Here is a 20,308-nt window from a genome sequence, read left to right as displayed (position 1 = left end):
GGCTCTATCTCTGTCGCAACGGCAAGAAGGCTTGATCCTCCCGATCCAAGCCGAAGCCGACCGACAAGGAGATATCCCATGACATCACTCCCTTCCTCCTGGGACCTGGATGGAAAAGTCGCCCTCGTGACCGGCGCGGCACGCGGCATCGGCCGCTGCGCGGCGGAACTGCTGCGGGCGCGGGGCGCCCGGATCGTGGCAAGCGATCTCAGCGACAGCGTACGCGAATTGGAAGCCGAGGATGTGGCAACGCTGGTCGGCGATGTCGCCGACGAGGACCTGGCCAGACGCTCGGTCGAACTCGCCGCGAAGCGCTTCGGACGACTTGACATCGTCGTGAACAATGCCGGTCGCACGCTCAACAAACGACTGACTGAGACCTCGGTCGACGACTATGACCGCATTCTGCAGATCAACGCGCGCGGCAGCTTCGTCACTGCCCGTGCCGCAGTGGAATTGATGGCTGCCGGCGGTAGCGGCGCGATCGTCAATGTCTCGTCGATCTCGGCCGTCGCGGCCTTCGAGACGCAGGCGGCCTATGCCTCCTCCAAGGCGGCTGTCGCACAGCTGACCAAGGTGATCGCGATCGAATACGGGCGCATGGGCATTCGCTGCAACGCCGTTGCCCCTGGCGTGATCGAAACCGACATCATGGAAGGTGTGGTGGAGAATGGCCGGGAGATGCTGCGCAGCTTCGGCGGCGCGCATCCAATCGGCCGGATCGGCCAGCCGCAAGAAGTTGCCGAGGCCATCGCCTTTCTTGCCTCGCCGGCATCCAGCTTCATCACCGGGGCCTTGCTTCTGGTCGATGGCGGCTACACCGCCCAGTGACCCCAAATAAGGCTGACGCACCGCACGCCATCCCTTCACATCGTGAAAATAATCACAGAACCAAAAGGATCATCTCGATGACCATGAACAGAGTTGTTCTGATCACCGGTGCCTCCAGCGGCATCGGTGCTGGCATTGCCCGCGAGCTTGGCGTGGCAGGTGCGAAGCTGATGCTCGGCGCACGCCGCACCGACCGCCTTGAAGCGCTTGCGGCCGAAATCGAGGCAGCTGGTGGAACGGTTCGCGTGCGAGCGCTCGACGTCACCAGGAGGGCGGATGTCGCAGCATTCGCCGATGCCGCCCGGGCCGAATGGGGCCAGGTCGATGTCATCGTCAACAATGCGGGCCATGAAGGTCGACGAGTGGGAGCTGATGGTGGACGTCAACATCAAGGGTGTTCTGTACGGCGTCGCGGCGGTTCTGCCCGAGATGACGGCACGCGGCTCCGGTCACATCATCAATATCGGTTCCATTGGCGCACTGGCCGTCTCGCCCACGGCTGCCGTCTATTGCGCAACGAAATACGCTGTCCGCGCGATTTCCGATGGGCTCCGCCAGGAGAGTGACGATATCCGCGTAACCTGCATTCATCCTGGCGTGGTGGAAAGCGAGCTGGCGAACACGATCTCCGACGAAGCCGCTGCCGCCGCCATGAAAACCTGGCGTGCTATTGCCCTGCAACCCGATGCCATCGCCAGGGCAGTGCGCTACGCAATCGAACAGCCCGACGATGTCGACGTCAACGAGATCGTCGTGCGTCCGACGAAGGCGGCGCATTGATGCGATCCACTTTGGCCGCAGTGCTTACGGATATTGCCGTTGCTGTAGCTCCAACCGGCCTGACCCTTCCTGCAACTCCAATCCTTGCGGAGGAACCAATGACGCACCAAGATCATCCCTATGTCGGAATGTGGGTCACCGAGGATCGCCATATCAGGCACGAACTCCTGCCGAACGGCCGTTATGACGAAGCGCGCGGTGACCGCGAGAGCGCCTATCGGGGACGCTATGAAGTGCAGGGCAGCCACATAGAATACTGGGACGATACGGGCTTCACCGCGGATGGTGAGTTCGTCGAAGGCGTCCTCTATCATGCCGGCATGATCCTTTACCGCCAGCGGTAGAGAGCCAACCTGGACAAGCACTTCAGGGTTCCACAAGACGCTATTGCACGCCTTGCATGAGGCGCTCGGCAGTTTGCACCGCAAGCCTCGCCACACCACATATGTCCCAGCAAGCGCGGCGGAAAGAAGCAGGATCGCCGGCAGAGTCGACATTGCAAATGGTTGTCACTATATAGCGGCGGCTTTGACGGCTCGCCTCTTACATGGTGCCGGCGAGAGCGCGGTAAATGTGCTAGTCATTGCGACATCTATTGTGATCTAAAACGGCTTGAAAACCGAAAAAAAGCAAATAGAAACAATAGCGCGGGTCGAACGAGTTTCGTCGAGAGAATCAGTCCTCAAGAACTAGAACGTGCTCCTTGAACCCTCCATTCCCTTCAGCTCTGTGGACCTCGGACAAGTTCGGCTTGCCGGGCGAAGCCGACTCGGCTCGAATGGCAGCACGCATCTTTTCGAAGATGCCGACGTTTATGAATACCAACCGGCATAGCCGCTAGGGAAACAGCAGTATGAGTGAACACGCGATCGAGTTCTTGCGCGGGTGGATTGGCGAAAAAGTCCACTGCCAGCCCTCGCCAGCCAGAATCGAGAAGCAGGCCGAGACCCTCGCCAGGGAATGTGCGGCCAAGGCTGCCGAAGCCGGCATACCCCTGGAGGATATCCAGGAAGAGGTCGGCGACATTCAGGAGCTCATTGCTTCAAGGCTCGAAGAGGCGGCCGAGGCCGATCAGGACGAGCGGAATTCCAACAAGCCTGCCGGCTGACGGACCGCCTCCGGCAAAACTTGCCGGGCAACATTGCCTGTCTGATGCAGTTGCGCGGTCTTATCGCCGCGCAGCTTTGCCAAATCTCTCCTTAAGCCATGTTTTCGGCAACGCCGGCACGAAATTGCCGTCGCGCCCGGTCATGTCGTCATTGGCGACCAGTGCGTTGAGGATGGCTTCCTCCACGCTCTGAATGACGGCGTCGAAGAACGGGTTGATGTCGGCATCCGGTATATAGCCGGCGCTGACCAGCTTGCCGGCCGCGCCGCGCGCCGCGTCGGGATTGGCCGTGCTGAAGGCCAGAAAGATATCGCCGGACGAATTGTATCCATAGCCGCCGATCAGCGCCACGCCGAGCGGCACGCGTTTCGCCAGTCTTTTCAACTGATGCGGCATGAATGGCGCATCGGTGGCGACGATCGCGATGATCGAGCTCTTTTCCGCTCGCGGCGTGTTGTCCCGGATCGCCGGTTCGGCGAGTTCCGCTCCGGCTCTGATGCCACGGATCACGAGGTTTCGCCGTGCACCGAAATTCGACTGAACGAAGCAGCCGATCGTGAAACGCTCTCCATTCCAGTCGACGCTGCGCGAGGATGTGCCGGACCCTGCCTTGAAGCCGAAGGTGATCATGCCTGTGCCGCCGCCGACGCTGCCCTCTTCGATCGGCCCGCTTTCAGCCGTTTCGAGCGCGGAAAACACGTGCTCGAAGCTCACATGGTGGCCGTTGATATCGTTCAGGAAGCCGTCGTAAGTCTCGCCCGCCACCGGCAGCGCCCAGGCGCTGTCGAGCGATTGCGGCAGCACCGTCTGCATCCAGCGCAACGTTGCGTCGCGGCTGACGCCGCAGGAATGCGTGTTGGTGATGGTGATGGGAAGATTGAACGCTCCGAGCTCCTCTATCAGATGTGAGCCGGTCAGTTCGCCATTGCCATTGGCGCTGAACACGCCGGCAAACGCAGGGACGGCCAACTCGTCTCTGGGCCATGGCAGGATCGCGGTCACGCCGGTGCGTACCGGACCCTTGCCGACGACGAGCGGCCCGTCCCCTGAGATCAGCGTGGTATAGCCGACCGTCACGCCGGGCACATCGGTGATGGCATTGAAGCGGCCTGGCGTGCCATCGAATGGGATCGCGAAGGCGCGGGCGCGCAGTTTGCCCGAGGGCGTCGCGAGATGCGGGTCGGTCATTTTTTCCTCAGAAAAGCGAACCTTGGCCGCCCGGCGCCTTGAGCTTGGCCGCGGGCTTGGCAACCGTCTTCGGCCGCGCCGTGCCACTGATGGCGACTGCATCGGCGGTGCCGTCGGCGAACTCCAGCGAAAGCGCCATTCCCGACGCCACTTCCGCCGCATGCTTGACCACCGCGCCGTCCGCATCCTTGACCAGCGCGAAGCCTCGCGCCAGCACGGCCTTGTGCGAGAGCGTCGCCAGCAGCCGGTCTGCCTGCGTCAGTTTTCCACGCAGACGGTCCAGCCGCCGCGAAATTGCCTGGTCCTGCCGCCGCGTCAGTGCCAGCAGTGCATCGCCTTGCAGTTTCTGCCGTCTTGCGATCGGCGCCGGTGACAGTCTGGTCGCCGTGCGTGAAAACCGCGCTCGACGCTCGCGCACGATGGCGAAGAACGCCGCTTGCGCACGGGCGAGGTCGCGACGGGTCAGCGTGCGGGCTTCGTTCATGCGCCGCGACAAAGTCGCCGGCGTCAGCCGCTGCCCCAGAAGCCTGGCTCGCTTGCGCTCGACGCTGACCGACAGCGCCCGGCCGAGCCGGCTCGTCGCCTCGTCGAAGCGCCGCCGCGGCAGCGCCAGCAACTGGTCGGGCGAGGGCAGCGCCCGGGCGGCCGCGCGTGCCGCCTGCCGCTTGCGTTCGAAATTGCGGGACAGTGCGGTCTTCAACCGCGCGCCAAGGCCGGCAAGCGTCGCTTCGAGGTCGACCTTGACCGGCACGGCGATCTCGGCGGCGCCTGTCGGCGTCGGCGCCCGCACATCCGCCGCCAGATCGATCAATGTCCAGTCGGTCTCGTGGCCGACCGCAGAAATCACCGGAATGCCCGAAGCGGCGACGGCCCGGGCAAGCGCTTCGTCGTTGAACCCCCACAGGTCCTCCAGGCTGCCGCCGCCGCGCGCCACGATCAACAGATCGGGCCGCGCGATGGCGCCGTCCCATGGCAGTGCGTTGAAGCCGTTGACGGCAGCCGTCACTTCCGCACCCGCCGTCTCGCCCTGCACCCGCACCGGCCAGACGAGCACGTGCAGTGGAAACCGATCCTTGATGCGGTGGATGATGTCGCGGATGACGGCGCCTGTCGGCGAGGTGACGACGCCGATGACGCAGGGCATGAACGGCAGACGCCGCTTGCGCGACGCGTCGAACAGGCCTTCGGCCTGCAGCCGGCGCTTGCGCTCGTCCAGCAGCGCCATCAGCGCACCGGCACCGGCCGGCTCGAGATTGTCGATAACGATCTGGTAGTTCGACTTTCCGGGATAGGTGGTGAGCCGGCCGGTGGCGATCACCTCCATGCCTTCCTCTGGACGGAATTTCAGCCGGCTCATCGTGGTCTTCCACACCACGGCGTCGAGCCGCGCGCGATCGTCCTTCAGGCAGAAATAGGCATGGCCGGAGGAATGCGGTCCGCGATAGCCGGAAATCTCGCCGCGCACCCGTACATTGCCGAAGACGTCCTCGACCGTACGCTTCAGCGCGCCGGAAATTTCGCTCACCGTATATTCGGTGGCGTTGGTGCGTGATTCGGATGCTGCGTCGCTCATCGGCCGATTGGGGGACGATTGCTGGCCGGCGTCAAGGCGGCCGTGTTCGATGTCCGCCCCAATCGCGCGATCACCAGCCCGGCAGAATCTGGTTCGGCTTGGTCCGCTTCATCTTGGCGAAGGCGAGGGCGGCGAAATCGAACGTGCCGGTCTCCTCGCCGAGTGGCACGGAAATATTGTCGAGGCTCTCCGAAATGTGGCGCGCAAGCGCGTCGACGATCTCCGGCCGCGAGGTCTGACCGCGCATGATGCCGATGCGGCAATCGGGCAGGGCGCCGAAACCGTCGGCCTCGCCCAGCACCCGCATGCCGGGCCGCAGGGCGCATTCCGGCAGCACCGAGATCGCCAGACCGGAAAGCACCGCGGCTGCGATGACGGTGGCAGAGAAGCTGGTGAACAGGATGCGATAGTCGCGGCTCTGCTGATCGAGCACGTCGGCGGCGGCCCGCCGCCAGATGCAGTTCGGCCGGCCGAAGGCCATCGGCAGGATCGGCTGCTCATGCGTCGCATGGTTGGCCGAGGTAACCCACAGCAGCGGTTCGCGCCGCACCACTTCCGACTGGCCACGCGCGTCGTTGTGCGTCACCAGCGCCAGGTCGAGATTGCCGCGCTTGATGTGTTCGACCAGTCCCGGCGTCGGTTCGCAGATAACGGTCAGTTCGACATGCGGGTTGGAACGGGCAAACCGCGCCATGATCTCTGGCAGGAAGCGATCGGCATAATCGTCCGGCGTGCCGATGCGGATGGTGCCTTCGAGCCGGCGGTCGTCGAAGGCGGCCAGTGTTTCCTTGTTGAGATAGAGCAGCCGCCTTGCGTAGGAGAGCAGTCTGTCACCTTCCTCGGTCAGCCTGTTGGTGCGGCCGTCTTTTTCGAACAGCGGCTTGCCGATCCGTTCCTCCAGCCGCCGCATCTGCATCGACACCGCAGACTGGGTCCGATGCACCGCTTCCGCCGCGCGGGTAAAGCTGCCGGTGTCGACAATCGAGATGAAGGTCTGCAACTGATCGAGATCGAGCGGCGCTTTCATTGGCCTAATCCATCATTGATGCTGATGCTAAAGATTAGAAACATTCGTTGGATTAATCAATCGGGCCATGGCAAATTCCGATTGTCCACATGAAGGCATGTGAATCGAAGCCGGAACGGCCGCTGTCGCCAGCGCCCGATCGACCGGTTTCGCCCGTTCGAATGTGAAGGAGACCGACATGGCTACGTTTGATTTCGCTACCGAGACCTCGCGCATCACCTCGCGTCCGGCCGTTGCGACGCGCGTGGCCAATGCCGCTGCCAATGTTTACCGCGCCTGGAGAAACCGCCGCGCCTTTTATCGCCTCGGCGAGATGTCGGATGCCGAACTCGCCGACATCGGCCTGACCCGCGCCGACCTGCACGTCGCTGTCGGTGTACCCTTTGGCCGCGATCCGACAGAAAGGCTTCGCGTCATCGCGGTCGAGCGCGCCGAAACGATCGAGGATATTGCCTGCAAGGTCGTGTGATCGCGTGGTTTCGCCGTTCGGGCGCGTTGAACCTTTTTGAGGCACGACGCCACTAAGTTACGCAGGCTCCCCACTCCCTGCCGGATCCCCCCGGCCAGCCTGCGCGCTGCCCGGTCCTCCCAGGACCGGGCTTTCTTTTTTGGGCGGCACTGATGATTGGTTGCCGGTGTCTGGTCTAGCGCCGGCCCATGCCCTGCTTGAACTGGTCGAAGATCGACTCCATGCCTTTCTGGTAGTCGTCGCGCTGCTGGGCGCCTGTCTCGAACATCTTGCCGAACAGGTCGTCAAACGGATTTCTCGGCCTGCCGCTCGGATTGGCCTGCGGCTGCGGCGCCTGGGGTTGCTGCGGCGCCTGACGCGGCTGAGACTGCGGTGCGCCACCGCCGAACATGTCCTGCAGTACTTTGCCGAGCGGATTGTCACCATAAGGGTTCTGTGTTTGCTGGGGTTGGTTCTGCGGCTGCTGCGGCTGTGGTGCACCGCCGCCGAACATATCCTGCAGCACCTTGCCCAGCGGGTTGTCGCCGTAAGGGCTCTGCGTCTGTTGCGGCTGCTGCCCGCCGAACATATCCTGCAGCACCTTGCCGAGCGGGTTATCCGTGGGGCCTGCAGGCTGAGGGGCCGGCGCCTGGCCGCCGCCGCCCGCCTGCCGCATCATCTGCTCGATGAGCTCGCCAAGCGGATTGCCGCCACCGCCTGCCGCATGTATCTGCCCGCCTAACTGGTTGGTGGTCTGCTTGAACAGCCCGCCCATCATCATCGAGGCGATTGCCGGCAGCATCTGCTGCAACACCTGCTGGCTGACGCCGCTCGCCTGCGCGGCCTGGTTGGCGACGGCCCGCGACAGGTCCTTCGAGCCGAACAAATGGCCGAGAATGCCGTTGCCTTCATCGAGGCCCTGCGGCGAGAAGGCCCGGCTTGCATCCTCGAAATATTTGGCGTGCTGGCCGCTTGCCATCGCCGTCATGAAGGAGCCGAGCCCATAAGGGTCCGCCGTGTTGCGCTTCAGCCCCTGCGAAAAGGCCGGCAGCAGCGCCGCGACCGCCACCTGCGTCTGCTGCTGCGAAAGCCCGAACTGCTGGGCCAGCGCCTGCATGCCGTTGCCGTTCTGGGCCTGTGCCAGAATATCGAACAATGAAGGCATTGTTTTCTCCTCCGGGAAATCCTCGTTGGAGAAGCCTAGTTCGTTTCCATCACTGATTGAAGCGAATTTGCCGGACCATCGGCCAAGCGGATAGCGAAGCGTTAATACGCGTATTCCATGAACACCGGCTCGATCGAGCCGCCCCAGCGTGTGTGGTAGGCCGAGAGCATCTCTTCGGCGCTGGTGGTGCCACGCGCGACGACCTCGTCCAGCGTGTTGAGGAACGACGTCTCGTCGTAGCCGTCGCGGTTCTTGCGGTCGCGGTTCTTCAGTCCCATGCGCGAGATGACGAGCACGTCGCGGGCGATCTCGCGCAATGTCGTGTTGCGGAAGGGCGCCGAAATGCCCTGTTCCGGCACTGCGTTGCGCATTGCCAGCACTTCGTCGTAGCTCCAGCTCGAGGTCAGCGCCTCGGCCGCGTCGAGCGCAGCCGCATCATAGAGCAGCCCGACCCAGAAGGCCGGCAGCGCGCAGATGCGCCGCCACGGCCCGCCATCGGCGCCGCGCATTTCGAGAAAGCGCTTCAGCCGCACGTCCGGGAACAGCGTCGACAGATGGTTCGCCCAGTCGCCCATCGTCGGCAGCCCGTCCGGCAGTTCGTTGCGGGCAGCACCCGCCATGAACTGGCGGAAGGTGATGTGCGTCATGTCATGGTACTGGCCGTCGCGGATGACGAAATACATCGGCACGTCGAGCGCCCATTCGACATAATCGGCAAAGCCGAAATCGGGCGAGAAGCAGAATTCGAGCAGGCCGGAGCGCTGATTGTCGGTGTCGCGCCAGATCTCGCCGCGCCAGCTCTGCAAGCCGTTCGGCCGGCTTTCGGTGAAGGGCGAGTTGGCAAACAGCGCCGTCGACAGCGGCTGCAGCTTCAGCGACACCTGCATCTTGCGGCGCATGTCGGCTTCGCTCTCGAAGTCGAGGTTCACCTGGATCGTGCAGGTCCGGTACATCATGTCGAGGCCCTTGGTGCCGACTTTGGGCATGTAGCGGGTCATGATCTCGTAGCGCGATTTCGGCATTTTCGGCGTCTCGGCCAGCGACCATTTCGGGCTGCCGCCAAGGCCGAGAAAACGAATGCCCATCGGTTCGGCGATCTCGCGCACCTGCGCCAGATGCGCATTGCCTTCGCGGCAGGTCTGGTGGATCGTCTCCAGCGGCGCGCCGGACAGCTCGAACTGGCCGCCGGGCTCCAGCGAGATCGCGCCCTGGCCGGTCGGCTCGACCAGGCCGATGATGCGGCCGGCATCCATGATCGGGTCCCAGCCGAGTTTGTCCTGCATGCCTTCGAGGATGGCGCGGATGCCGCGCTCGCCGCCATAGGGCACCGGCGCATTGCCGTCGACATAGAACGGGAATTTCTCGTGCTCGGTGCCGATGCGCCATTTGTCGCGCGGCTTGTTGCCTTCGGCCAGGTGCTCCACGAGTTCGTCGACGCCTTCGATCGGCCGGAAATCGGTAGTATCGCGCGCCATAATAGCCCTCCGCACATGGCCCCGAAAACCGGCTTCGATTTTCGGAAAGGATCATGTGCCCAATCAATATGCTACAGCGTCCTTTGCGCGCCCGAAAGGACGCGCGGCCACTGCCGGCGCTAGATGGACGAAATGTCAGTAGCCGATCAAGCGAAAAATCCTGAGCCAGCGGGTGACTGGAATTGATCACCAATCCCCGATTGTCGCCTGGATCAGCGCCAGTGCTGCTACGGCCGCCGTGTCCGCCCGCAGGATGCGCGGCCCAAGCGGAATGGCGGTAACGAAAGGCAGCGCTCTCAGCATCCTGCGCTCCTCGTCGGAAAAGCCGCCCTCCGGCCCGACAAGCAGCCCGAGCTTGTTCTCCCGCACCGCCTGCAATGCCGGCAGGGGACTGTTGGTCGATGCATCCTCGTCGCAGAAGATCAGCCGCCGCTCACGGTCCCAGCCCGCCAGCAGGCGCTCGAATTTTTCCGCTTCGCGCAGCTCCGGCACCGCCAATATGCCGCATTGTTCGGCCGCCTCGACGACATTGGCGCGCAGGCGCTCGATGCCGGGTTTTGTCACTTGCGTATGCTGGGTGATGACCGGCTGCAGGATGCCGGCGCCCATCTCCACCGCCTTTTGCACGAGGTAGTCGAGCCGCCCCTGCTTCAGCGGCGCGAAGCAATAGACGAGATCGGGCAGCGGCGGCTGCGGCCGCTGCAATGCCAGCAACTTCAGCCGCAACGCCTTCTTCGACTTCGCCGCGATCGCCGCCGACCATTCGCCGTCGCGGCCGTTGAAGACCAGAATTTCGGCGCCTTCGCCGAGCCGCAGCACGTGCGAGAGATAATGGCTCTGCTGCGGGCCGACGTCGAACTCGATGTCCGGTCCAAGCCCGTCCGGCACGAACAGCCGCTGCATCTTGTAATTGGCGCGCATCGCCGAGGAATGCGGCAACGTCACCCTCGGCGTCAAGCCTCGGCGGAAGGATGCCAGACAGGCTCGTAGCCTTTCTGCAGCACCGAAACAGTTGTCGCCGGCGTGAGCATGCCGATTGGACGGTCGGTAAAACCGCCGAACCCCACCGGTTCGCCATAACCGCCGAAACTCCAGGGCAGCGCCGCGCCATCAAACAGGGCGTACGCCCTGTTTCCTGACGAGATCACCGTGCCGTCCGGCAAGTCCGCAAGCGCTTCCGGTTTCAGTCTCGTCGCTCGTCCGCCCGGGGCCAGGCGCTCCTTGTGCAGGCGCTTGTCGAGCTGCGGCGCGCGTGGCTCGGCAATGCCGAAGGCGTCGCCGAAACGCCGGACAAAATCCCTGGCCCGCTCGCGCCGGCAGAAGAAGCAGGGACGGTGGCCGGCGGCAAGTGCCGTCACCTCGTCGAGGAAAAACAGCTCGGTCCAGCCGGCCTTGCCGCCAGCCCGGTTGCGCCCCATCGGCTCGCGCCGCACGTTGCCGAATTCGCAGACGCAGACAATCCAGGCTTGCAGCGCCCAGCGCTTCTTCAACAGCGTTCTCGTCTCGGGGTCGTGAATGATGCCGCGATTGCCCATGAACAGGCCGCGCTCCGGCACGGCATGGATGGCGCCGAACGGGTCGACCCGGTTTTGCAGTGGCATAGGCGTTCCCTGTTGGCTGCAATGCTGGTGCCATGATATCGCTCGTTGCATCAATTTCATGTCAGCAGGTTTCGATGCGGGTCTTGGTTGTCCAGAACTTCGACAATGAGGGCCTTGGCCAGATCGGCGCGGCCCTTGTCGAGGCGGGCGCCGATATCGACCTGCGCCGTCCCTACCGCGGCGACGCGCTGCCGCAAGATAGCGGCGGGCATGACGCCATGGTGGTGCTCGGCGGCGCCCAGAATGCGCTGGACGACGAGCTCTGTCCTTATTTTCCGGGTCTGCTCGATCTGACACGCGACTTTGCCGAGAGGGATCGCGCGGTGCTTGGTATCTGCCTCGGCAGCCAGTTGGTCGCGCGCGCCTTTGGCGGCGAGAACCAGATCGGCGGCGCGTCGGAGTTCGGCTGGTACGAGGTCGCGCTCACCGCGGCGGCGCAGGCCGATCCGGTGCTCGCCGCCTTGCCTGAAAAATTCCCGATCTTCGAATGGCACGACGACACCTTTGTCTTGCCCGAGACTGCCGTGCGGCTGGCCGGCAATGCCGTCGCCGAGAACCAGGCGTTCCGCATCGGCCGCGCCGTCTACGGCTTCCAGTTCCATTTCGAGGCCGACAGTCCGATGGTGCGCGACTGGAGCACCTCCTTCGCACCGCTGATCGCCGAGCGGCATCCTGAATGGGCGGGCCGGCTCGACGATGAAATGGCCCGCAACGGACCGCAAGCCGATGCCGCCGGCCTGGCCATCGCCCGCGCCTGGGTGGCGACGATCTGACGGCTCATATAGTCAACGTATTTGGCGACGTTGCATATTTGGCACGCGGCGGCAAATCCGCCGGGGATAACGCGTTTCATCCTTGGCCTGTGTCTGTGCGCCAGCCTAAAAGGCGCCCGCTCTGCATCTTGCGTGCAACCGCGATGAACCTTTCCTGTGACCCGCGCGACACACCGCCGATACAGAACATGCCTAGAAGCGCGAAACCGTCAGACATTTGCGACGTATTTCGCGTTTCAACGCATTGGTAACCCGCTCGTGCATAGATGCAGAAAGCTCAACAAGAGATGACGTCCGTGAAAGCAGCCTTTTTGTCCTTTGCCATGTTGTCGGCCATCGTCTTGTGCGGCCTCGGCATTTATTCCGCCGACGCAGCCAACAACCACAATGCCGTTGACGGCTACGGCGTCACCGCCGCGCTTCGCTAGCCTCTCTGCTCGTAATCCCACGCCTTTCCTACGCCCGCTTATCCGTCACTGTCAGGATATGCTTGTCAGCGCCGTCCACCACGAGCGCGGTGAGGTTTCCCGACTGCCAGGCGAGGGTGTCGACATTGACGCGGTTGCCGGTGATCTCGGGCTTGGGCACCGGCGTATGACCGTGCACCACGATCTTCGGATGAAGACCGGTGTGGTCGTGGAAGACCTCGCGGATCCAGATCAGGTCCTGCCGGGTCTGGCTTTCCAGCGCAATGCCGGGCCGGATGCCGGCATGGCAGAAGAAGAAGTCGCCGAACGTCACTGAAAAGGCCAGCGAGCGCAGGAACTCGACATGGTTCTGCGGCACCGCCTCGACCAGTGCGGCGTGCCCTTGCCGTAATGCCGCATCGGCGCGGCCAAACCAGGCGCTGCTCCCACCGAGTGAGACACCATACGATAGCGCCGTCTGGATGCCGCCATAGCGCATGAACAGCCCGTCCGGATCGGGGACATCGAGAAAATCGAGAAAGCCGAGATCATGATTTCCGGCCAGCATCAGGTGACGCGGATCGCGTCTTTGCGCGTCGATCAGGAAATCGATGACGCCCCTGGAGTCCGGGCCGCGATCGACATAGTCGCCGAGATGGATCACGCGCCAATCGGCCGACGGCCTTTGACCGAGCTCCGCCTCGATCCGCCGGTGCATGGCGGTCAGCAGGTCGAGCCGGCCGTGCACATCGCCGATCGCGTAGAGACGCATGCCTTGCGGTCCGCGCGCCTCGTAGAAACTGATGCCGGGCTCCGTCAATGCCTGCGTCGCCTCCGTGGTCATGCCGTCACGGGACTTTAGCGCCGAAGCTGATCCTTGCCCATGTCGGTGACCAGACGCTTTCCGCACAGAGCCAGCGTTATGTCCATCTCCTTGCGGATGATTTCCAGCGCCTTGGTAACCCCTTCCTTGCCGAGTGCGCCGAGGCCGTACAGGAAAGGCCGGCCGATATAGGTGCCCTTGGCGCCGAGGCACAGCGCCTTGAGCACGTCCTGGCCGGAGCGGATGCCGCCGTCCATATGCACCTCGATCGCGTCGCCGACGGCGTCGGCGATCTCTTCGACCGCCATGATCGACGACGAGGCGCCGTCGAGTTGGCGGCCGCCATGGTTGGAAACGATGATCGCGTCGGCGCCTGTCCTGGCCGCCATCAGCGCATCCTCCTTGTCGAGTATGCCTTTCAGGATCAGCTTGCCGCCCCAGCGCTCCTTGATCCAGGCGACGTCCTTCCACGACAGATGCGGATCGAACTGCTCCTTCGTCCACGACGACAGCGAGGCGAGGTCGCCGACGCCCTTGGCATGGCCGACGATGTTGCGGAAGCTCCGGCGCTTGGTGCCGGCCATGCCGACGCACCAGCGCGGCCTTGTCGCCATCTGCCAGAGGTGCTTCGGCGTCATTCGCGGCGGCGCCGAAAGCCCGTTGCGGATATCCTTGTGGCGCTGACCGAGGATCTGCAGGTCGAGCGTCAGCACCAGCGCCGAACATTTCGCCGCTTTTGCGCGATCGATCAAATCGAAGACGAAGTCCTTGTCGCGCAGCACATAGAGCTGGAACCAGAACGGCTTCCTGGTCACCGCCGCGACATCCTCGATCGAGCAGATGCTCATTGTCGACAGCGTGAACGGCACACCGAATTCTTCCGCCGCCTGGGCCGCCAGCATCTCGCCGTCCGGATGCTGCATGCCGGTCATGCCGGTCGGCGCCAGCGCCACCGGCATCGTCACCTTCTCGCCGATCATGGTCGATTCCAGCGAGCGGTTGTCCATGTCGACAAGCACACGCTGGCGGAACTTGATCTTCTGGAAATCCTCTTCGTTGGCGCGGTAGGTGCTTTCGGTCCAGGCGCCGGAATCGGCGTAGTCGAAGAACATCTTCGGCACGCGGCGGCGCGCCAGGTCCTTGAGGTCGGCGATGGTGAGAATGCTGCTCATGGATCTTTTTCCGCTGGTTCTTCGCTGGTTCGTCGTTGAATTTTCTGGGCGGTGCCTACGGCTGTTTTCTTGCCGGCTCACCGTCACCGGGCTCGGAGCGCTGCCTGAGCCTCAGCCGCGACACGCGCTGCCAGTCGCCGCTGCGCTCGGCCTCGGCCATCGACCGTTCGACATAAGAGATGTGGTCCATCGCCGCCTGCCGCGCCGCGGCTGCATCGCCGGCCTTGACCGCCGTGTAGATTGCCCGGTGCTGCGAAAGCAGCGTCTCGCGCGCGCCCGGCACGCTGAACACCAGCCGCCGGTTCTGGAACACGCCTTCCGACAGCAGCCGATAGCACGAGCGCAGCGTGTGCAGCAGGATGATGTTGTGCGCGCATTCGCAGATCGCGTGGTGGAACTCGACGTCGATTTCCGCCTCGTCGTCGAAATTGCCGGTCCGGTGCGCCTCGTCCATACGTGCCATGATGCGGTCGAGCAGCGCCAGATCGTCCGATGTGGCACGCCGCGCCGCATATTCCGCCGCCACCGCCTCGATCTCGCGGCGGTACTCCAGATAGTCGGTCACCGCCTTGCGATGCATCGAGATCAGGTCGGTCACCGGCTTGGTGAACAGCTGGCCGATGACATCGGCGACATGGGTGCCGCCGCCTGGCCGTGTCGTCAACAGCCCGCGCCCTTCCAAGGCTTTCAAGGCATCGCGCAGGATCGGCCGCGACACCTCGAACTGGCGCGCCAGTTCGCGCTCGCCCGGCAGCCGGTCGCCGGTGCGCAGGACACCTTCGAGGATCAGGCTCTCGATCTGCTGCACCACCTCGTCGGCGGTGCGCGAATGCTCGATCCGGGAGAAAATGTCGCTCAAACGGGATGCCTGGGGGTTGAACCGATGTCGCGCAAGATAAAGCCAGCGTCGCCAACTGGTCAAATTATTTATCCAATTCGCCGTGGCCGGGTCCGTTTCACAGCCGCGGCGCCATATCATCTTCAGCTAAATTGGGCGTTTGCGTCCCCTGGCGATTGCCTCTAGAGGGACGTCATTGCCAAGGGCTCACAGAAGCCCGGGGGACCAGCCGTGCCAGACGCCGACCCTTCCAACCTCGAATTCCAGCTGCGCGCCAAAGCCGTGGGCGGCACCGTCATGGGCTTTCCGGCGCATGAAGGTCGGCCGGGCGCGCTCGGCGAGGTCCACGCCCGGCCGCAGCCGCTGGTCGAAAAACCGCGCGTGCTGGTGCAGCTTTCCTTCATGACCGAAGCTGGATCCGGGATCGATCAGGCCGTGCTTTCCGAATTGTCGCGACGCCTCGGCATCGCCGCGCCCGACCCTCACGCCCGCCACCACGCGATGAAATGGGGCAAGGGCTCGCTGCGTTGGGAACGCCACACGGAATTCTCGACCTATCTCTGGGAAGGCCCGCTCGCCGAAAACGGCAGGGGGCAAGAAGACACACCCTTCGGCAACGGGTTTTCGCCGCCGGGCACGGTGATTTCCGGCATCAGGCTGGAGATCCGCAAATGGACGCCGGCGAACGAAAAACTGATCGCCGGCTTCGACCCGACCAGCCTGTGCTATTCGCTGGTCGAGCGCGGCAACGCGGCCATCGTCACCGATTTCCGTCAGGATGGCGACGGCTTGACCCGCATGCTGGTGCTCGACCGCGGCCTGACCCCGGCGCGCACCGGGGCACTGTCGCAGCGGCTGATCGACATCGAGACCTACCGCACGCTGGCCATGCTTGGGCTGCCGCTGGCCCTGACGCTGTCCGGTCGCGCCCGCCGCATCGAAGACAGGCTGGCCCAGACCACGTTGGAAATGAAGGTCGCCGAGACCCGCGACAGCCAGACGCTACTTGCCGACTTGACCGAACTGGCCGCCGAGTTGGAGGCCGATGCCGCCTCCAGCCTCTACCGCTTCGGCGCCAGCCGCGCCTATGACGGCATCGTGCGCGAACGGCTGGAGGCGCTCGACGAAGAGGCGGTGCCCGGCTACGACACCTGGGGCGGTTTTCTGCAGCGCCGCGTGGCGCCGGCGATGCGTACCTGCCGTTCGGTCGAGGAGCGTCAGGCCAACCTGTCGACGAAGCTCACCCGTGCCACCACACTGCTGCGCACCTGGGTCGACGTCGAGGTCGAGAAGCAGAACCGCGATCTTTTGGCATCGATGAACAATCGCGCCCGCCTGCAATTGCGGCTGCAGCAGACGGTGGAGGGGCTCTCGGTCGCCGCCGTCTCCTACTATGTCGTCGGCCTCATCGGCTACGTCGCCAAGGGCGCCTCGATCTTCGGCCATGCCTTCGCGCCGGAAATGGTCACCGCCGCCTCGGTGCCGCTCGCCATCGTGCTCGTCTGGTGGGGCGTGCGCCGCGTCCGCCGCATGCACTCCGAACCAGGCAAGCAGCCGGGCGAGTAGTGTGGGGCGCAGCGGCAGATTGCCGCTGCGGAAGGCAGTCTCGGCCATAGGCCTCTCATCCCGGCCAACGCGGCATTTGCAAGCGACCACCGTCGCTGGTAAAAGATTTTTACCAGTCGATCGAAGGAGGCTGTCGATGTCCGGCCTTGCCATGCCGAAACCAGACGACGCCACGATGCGCCGGCGCGACGAGATCGTCGCCGATATGCGCATCATGGTGCCGGGCGAGGGCGTCGTCGACGCCGCCAATGCCATGCGCGCCTTCGAGAGCGACGGGCTCACCGCCTACCGGCAATTGCCGCTGGTCGTGGTGCTGCCGCAGACCGTGGCGCAGGTCTCGCGGGTGCTGAAATATTGCAGCGACCGCAACATCCGCGTCGTGCCACGCGGCTCCGGCACCTCGCTCTCCGGCGGTGCGCTGCCGCTCGAAGACGCGGTGCTGCTGGTAATGAGCCGCTTCAACCGCATCCTCGAGATCGATTTTCAGAACCGCGTCGTCGTCGCCCAGCCCGGCGTCACCAATCTCGGCATCACCACCGCCGTCGAGCAGGAGGGTTTTTATTACGCCCCCGATCCATCCTCCCAGATCGCCTGCTCGATCGGCGGCAATGTCGCGGAAAATTCCGGCGGCGTGCACTGCCTGAAATACGGTCTCACCGCCAACAATGTGCTCGGCATCGAGATGGTGCTGATGAATGGCGAGGTGGTGCGCCTCGGCGGCAGCCATCTCGACGCGGAAGGCTACGACCTGCTCGGCGTCATGACCGGCTCCGAAGGACTGCTCGGCGTCGTAACCGAGGTCACCGTACGCATCCTGAAAAAGCCGGAGACGGCGCGTGCCCTGCTGATCGGTTTCCCGACCAGCGAGCAGGCCGGCCAATGCGTTGCCGACATCATCGGCGCCGGCATCATTCCGGGCGGCATGGAGATGATGGACCGTCCGGCCATCCACGCCGCCGAGGATTTCGTCCAGGCCGGCTATCCCTTGGATGTCGAGGCGCTGCTGATCGTCGAGCTGGACGGGCCGGGTGTCGAGGTCGATCACCTGATCGGCCTGGTCGAAGCCATCGCCTATAGGAACGGCTCGACCATATGCCGCATTTCGCAATCGGAGCAGGAGCGGCTGAGCTTCTGGGCCGGCCGCAAGGCGGCTTTCCCGGCGGTCGGCCGCATCTCGCCCGACTACTACTGCATGGACGGCACCATCCCGCGCAAGGAACTGCCGCGCGTGCTCGCCGGCATGCGCGAGCTGTCGGAGAAATACGGGCTCGGCGTCGCCAATGTCTTCCACGCCGGCGACGGCAATCTGCACCCGCTCATCCTCTATGACGCCAACGTGCCGGGCGAACTCGACAAGGCGGAGAGTTTCGGCGCCGACATATTGCGGCTCTGCGTCAAGGTCGGTGGCGTGCTGACCGGCGAGCACGGGGTCGGCGTCGAGAAGCGCGACCTGATGCCGGAAATGTTCAACCAGATCGACCTCGACCAGCAGATGCGCGTCAAATGCGCCTTCGACCCCAACCATCTTTTGAATCCCGGCAAGGTCTTCCCGCAATTGAGGCGATGCGCCGAGCTCGGGCGGATGCACGTGCATCGCGGGCAAGTGGCGTTTCCGGACATTCCGAGGTTTTGAGTGGGTATGTTGGCGCTTGAACACCCCCCTCTGTCCTGCCGGACATCTCCCCCTCAAGGGGGGAGATTGGCAGCTTGCACGCCTCAGCCTTCTTTCAATATTGACGATTGGCGAAGCCAGACGCGACGTCCGATCTCCCCCCTTGAGGGGGAGATGTCCGGCAGGACAGAGGGGGGCGCGAAGGAACGCGACGTCTTTGCATTTGCCATTGGCGCATCCGCCTCATGACCACCTTCGTCCCCACCACCGCAGCCGAAGTCCTCTCCACCGTCGCCTGGGCCGCGGCGGAAGACGCACCGCTGGAAATCCTCGGCCACGGCTCCAAGCGCGGTATCGGCCGGCCGCAGCAGGGCGAGCATACGTTCGACCTTTCCAAACTCTCCGGCGTCATGCTTTACGAGCCGGCCGAACTGGTGCTGTCGGCAAAAGCCGGCACGCCGCTGGCCGAAATCGAAAGCCTGCTTGCCGAAAACGGCCAGCAACTTGCCTTCGAACCGATGGATTACGGCCCGCTGCTCGGCGGTGAGCCAGCGCGAGGCACGATCGGCGGCGCACTCGCCGCGAACCTTTCCGGCCCGCGCCGGCTGAAGGTGGGTGCTGCGCGCGACCATATCCTCGGCATAGCGGCCGTTTCCGGGCGCGGCGAGGCCTTCAAGTCCGGCGGCCGCGTCGTCAAGAACGTCACCGGCTACGATCTGTCCAAGCTGATGGCCAACAGCTGGGGCACGCTGGCGGTGCTCACCGACGTCACCTTCAAGGTGCTGCCTGCTGCCGAGACCGAAGTCACGCTTGCCATCCGCGGCCTGCTCGACGATCACGCCGCCGCCGCCATGGCGCTGGCGCTGGGTTCCAGCGCCGAAGTGTCGAGTGCTGCCCATCTTCCCGAACGGGTCGCAGCTAGGGTCGCTGGCGGCAGTCTCGGCAGCGATGCCGCGACGCTGCTGCGCATCGAGGGCTTCGGCCCGTCGGTCGCTTACCGCATTGCCGCGCTGAAAGACCTGCTGAAAAACGCTGGGCCGCTGCAGGAGATTTCCGGTTCGGTCTCGTACTCGGTCTGGCGCGATGTCCGCGACTGCGCGTCGTTCGCCGATGGCAGCGAAAGGCCGGTGTGGCGCGTCTCGATGGCGCCGTCGCGGGGCCACCAGATGGTGCTGGCGCTGCGCATGCAGGCCCCGGTCGATGCCTTCTACGATTGGCAGGGCGGGCTGATCTGGCTGCGCATGCAGCAGGACGATCCCGAGGCTGGCCTGTTGCGCGGCCTGATCAGAAGACATGGCGGCGGCCATGCGACGCTGGTGCGCGCAATCCCTGCACATCGCGCCGCCGTGCCGGTGTTCGAGCCGCAGGCGCCACCGCTGGCAGCACTGTCGGCGCGGCTGAAGGCCGAATTCGACCCGAAGAATATCCTCAATCCCGGCCGTATGGCGCCGGGCGCAAGCTCTGCTACTCTCGCGCCGGCAACCGAGGGAGGAGCACAATGAGCGATCCAGGCCAAAACGGTACGTCACGCCAGACCGACCGCTGGCTGGAGCCCGGCCCGACCAACGCGCTGGTCATCTACATCCTCTATCTCGCCGGCCTGGCCATCGGCGTCAGCGGTATTGTCGGCGTCGTCCTGGCCTATATCAATCGCGGCAAGGCCGGCGGCTTCGTCGAGAGCCATTACACATTCCTGATCCGCACCTTCTGGATCGGCCTGCTCTATGCACTGATCTCGGCGCTGCTGATGATCGTGGTCATCGGTGTCGTGCTGATGGTTGCCGTCGCGGTCTGGTTCATCGCCCGCTGCATTCTCGGCCTGCAGGCGCTGCAGCGCGGCGAGCCGGTCAAGAACCCGGAAAGCTGGTTTCTGGGATTATGAGCATGATCCCCAAAAGTGGGTACCGGTTTTGGGAAAAGA

General features: G+C 64.2%; 20 protein-coding genes and 1 pseudogene. 11 read left to right on the top strand and 10 right to left on the bottom strand.

Annotation, left to right across the window (positions count from 1 at the left end; genetic code table 11):
* The first annotated feature begins 78 nt into the window (after nucleotides 1-78).
* The 4 genes and pseudogenes from NKJ28_RS06650 (at nucleotide 79) to NKJ28_RS06635 (ending at nucleotide 2,719) form a co-directional block, all read left to right on the top strand.
* Nucleotides 79-831 (top strand): SDR family NAD(P)-dependent oxidoreductase, encoded by a 753-nt coding sequence (locus tag NKJ28_RS06650; protein WP_352634648.1) that lies wholly within the window; start codon nucleotides 79-81, stop codon nucleotides 829-831.
* A gap of 77 nt (nucleotides 832-908) precedes the next feature.
* A pseudogene (locus NKJ28_RS06645) lies at nucleotides 909-1,611 on the top strand (SDR family oxidoreductase).
* Complete coding sequence (locus tag NKJ28_RS06640; RefSeq protein WP_352634646.1) at nucleotides 1,611-1,955, top strand: Atu4866 domain-containing protein; 345 nt, start codon at nucleotides 1,611-1,613, stop codon at nucleotides 1,953-1,955. The pseudogene NKJ28_RS06645 and the gene NKJ28_RS06640 overlap by 1 nt, the downstream one beginning before the upstream one ends.
* 509 nt (nucleotides 1,956-2,464) lie before the next feature.
* Nucleotides 2,465-2,719: a DUF768 domain-containing protein gene (locus NKJ28_RS06635; protein ID WP_023677464.1), complete on the top strand. Its 255-nt coding sequence runs from the start codon at nucleotides 2,465-2,467 to the stop codon at nucleotides 2,717-2,719.
* 60 nt (nucleotides 2,720-2,779) lie between these two features.
* On the opposite strand, the gene NKJ28_RS06630 is transcribed toward NKJ28_RS06635, so the two are convergent.
* From NKJ28_RS06630 to NKJ28_RS06620, 3 genes are all read right to left on the bottom strand, one after another.
* Nucleotides 2,780-3,907, bottom strand: a complete 1,128-nt coding sequence (locus NKJ28_RS06630; protein ID WP_352634644.1) for a DmpA family aminopeptidase — start codon at nucleotides 3,905-3,907, stop codon at nucleotides 2,780-2,782.
* Between the two features lie 7 nt (nucleotides 3,908-3,914).
* Nucleotides 3,915-5,480, bottom strand: coding sequence for an exodeoxyribonuclease VII large subunit (gene xseA, locus NKJ28_RS06625; RefSeq protein ID WP_352634642.1), 1,566 nt, complete (start codon nucleotides 5,478-5,480; stop codon nucleotides 3,915-3,917).
* A 70-nt stretch (nucleotides 5,481-5,550) separates the two neighbouring features.
* A complete protein-coding gene (locus NKJ28_RS06620; protein WP_023680469.1) occupies nucleotides 5,551-6,507 on the bottom strand; it encodes a LysR substrate-binding domain-containing protein in 957 nt (318 codons plus the stop codon).
* A 178-nt stretch (nucleotides 6,508-6,685) separates the two neighbouring features.
* On the opposite strand from NKJ28_RS06620, the gene NKJ28_RS06615 reads away from it, so the two are divergent.
* A complete protein-coding gene (locus NKJ28_RS06615) occupies nucleotides 6,686-6,976 on the top strand; it encodes a DUF1127 domain-containing protein (RefSeq protein ID WP_031213160.1) in 291 nt (96 codons plus the stop codon).
* A 175-nt stretch (nucleotides 6,977-7,151) separates the two neighbouring features.
* Here the strand turns inward: NKJ28_RS06615 and NKJ28_RS06610 are convergent, their stop codons facing one another.
* From NKJ28_RS06610 to NKJ28_RS06595, 4 genes are all read right to left on the bottom strand, one after another.
* A complete protein-coding gene (locus NKJ28_RS06610) occupies nucleotides 7,152-8,120 on the bottom strand; it encodes a DUF937 domain-containing protein (RefSeq protein ID WP_352634639.1) in 969 nt (322 codons plus the stop codon).
* Nucleotides 8,121-8,221: 101 nt separating this feature from the next.
* Nucleotides 8,222-9,595 (bottom strand): glutamate--cysteine ligase, encoded by a 1,374-nt coding sequence (locus NKJ28_RS06605; protein ID WP_352634637.1) that lies wholly within the window; start codon nucleotides 9,593-9,595, stop codon nucleotides 8,222-8,224.
* Between the two features lie 186 nt (nucleotides 9,596-9,781).
* Nucleotides 9,782-10,516 carry a 16S rRNA (uracil(1498)-N(3))-methyltransferase gene (locus NKJ28_RS06600; RefSeq protein ID WP_352634749.1) on the bottom strand — a complete coding sequence of 245 codons (735 nt, stop codon included), beginning with the start codon at nucleotides 10,514-10,516 and terminating at the stop codon, nucleotides 9,782-9,784.
* A gap of 32 nt (nucleotides 10,517-10,548) precedes the next feature.
* Nucleotides 10,549-11,196, bottom strand: coding sequence for a hypothetical protein (locus NKJ28_RS06595; RefSeq protein ID WP_352634635.1), 648 nt, complete (start codon nucleotides 11,194-11,196; stop codon nucleotides 10,549-10,551).
* A gap of 74 nt (nucleotides 11,197-11,270) precedes the next feature.
* Here NKJ28_RS06595 and NKJ28_RS06590 point away from each other — a divergent pair, with 74 nt between their 5' ends.
* Together NKJ28_RS06590 and NKJ28_RS06585 are read left to right on the top strand one after the other, a co-directional pair.
* Complete coding sequence (locus NKJ28_RS06590) at nucleotides 11,271-11,969, top strand: type 1 glutamine amidotransferase (RefSeq protein ID WP_352634633.1); 699 nt, start codon at nucleotides 11,271-11,273, stop codon at nucleotides 11,967-11,969.
* A 296-nt stretch (nucleotides 11,970-12,265) separates the two neighbouring features.
* Nucleotides 12,266-12,397 (top strand): hypothetical protein, encoded by a 132-nt coding sequence (locus NKJ28_RS06585; protein WP_280952144.1) that lies wholly within the window; start codon nucleotides 12,266-12,268, stop codon nucleotides 12,395-12,397.
* Between the two features lie 28 nt (nucleotides 12,398-12,425).
* Here the strand turns inward: NKJ28_RS06585 and NKJ28_RS06580 are convergent, their stop codons facing one another.
* The 3 genes from NKJ28_RS06580 to NKJ28_RS06570 are packed head-to-tail and all read right to left on the bottom strand — an operon-like array spanning nucleotide 12,426 to nucleotide 15,230.
* Nucleotides 12,426-13,196 (bottom strand): metallophosphoesterase, encoded by a 771-nt coding sequence (locus tag NKJ28_RS06580; RefSeq protein WP_352634747.1) that lies wholly within the window; start codon nucleotides 13,194-13,196, stop codon nucleotides 12,426-12,428.
* 38 nt (nucleotides 13,197-13,234) lie between these two features.
* Nucleotides 13,235-14,371, bottom strand: a complete 1,137-nt coding sequence (locus tag NKJ28_RS06575; RefSeq protein WP_352634631.1) for an alpha-hydroxy acid oxidase — start codon at nucleotides 14,369-14,371, stop codon at nucleotides 13,235-13,237.
* Nucleotides 14,372-14,426: 55 nt separating this feature from the next.
* Nucleotides 14,427-15,230, bottom strand: a complete 804-nt coding sequence (locus tag NKJ28_RS06570; protein ID WP_352589305.1) for an FCD domain-containing protein — start codon at nucleotides 15,228-15,230, stop codon at nucleotides 14,427-14,429.
* A 210-nt stretch (nucleotides 15,231-15,440) separates the two neighbouring features.
* Here NKJ28_RS06570 and NKJ28_RS06565 point away from each other — a divergent pair, with 210 nt between their 5' ends.
* The 4 genes from NKJ28_RS06565 to NKJ28_RS06550 all read left to right on the top strand — a co-directional run bounded on the left by NKJ28_RS06565 (nucleotide 15,441) and on the right by NKJ28_RS06550 (nucleotide 20,269).
* Nucleotides 15,441-16,775, top strand: coding sequence for a DUF3422 family protein (locus NKJ28_RS06565; RefSeq protein ID WP_352571607.1), 1,335 nt, complete (start codon nucleotides 15,441-15,443; stop codon nucleotides 16,773-16,775).
* A gap of 136 nt (nucleotides 16,776-16,911) precedes the next feature.
* Complete coding sequence (locus NKJ28_RS06560; protein ID WP_352589307.1) at nucleotides 16,912-18,408, top strand: FAD-linked oxidase C-terminal domain-containing protein; 1,497 nt, start codon at nucleotides 16,912-16,914, stop codon at nucleotides 18,406-18,408.
* A 224-nt stretch (nucleotides 18,409-18,632) separates the two neighbouring features.
* A complete protein-coding gene (locus NKJ28_RS06555; protein ID WP_352634627.1) occupies nucleotides 18,633-19,889 on the top strand; it encodes an FAD-binding protein in 1,257 nt (418 codons plus the stop codon).
* Nucleotides 19,886-20,269 carry a DUF4870 family protein gene (locus NKJ28_RS06550; protein ID WP_352577553.1) on the top strand — a complete coding sequence of 128 codons (384 nt, stop codon included), beginning with the start codon at nucleotides 19,886-19,888 and terminating at the stop codon, nucleotides 20,267-20,269. The genes NKJ28_RS06555 and NKJ28_RS06550 overlap by 4 nt, the downstream gene beginning before the upstream one ends.
* Nucleotides 20,270-20,308 lie beyond the last annotated feature (39 nt).

The organism is Mesorhizobium sp. M0145 (genome assembly GCF_040322355.1).
GTDB lineage: Bacteria > Pseudomonadota > Alphaproteobacteria > Rhizobiales > Rhizobiaceae > Mesorhizobium.
This window is presented reverse-complemented; position numbering and strand designations above follow the sequence as displayed.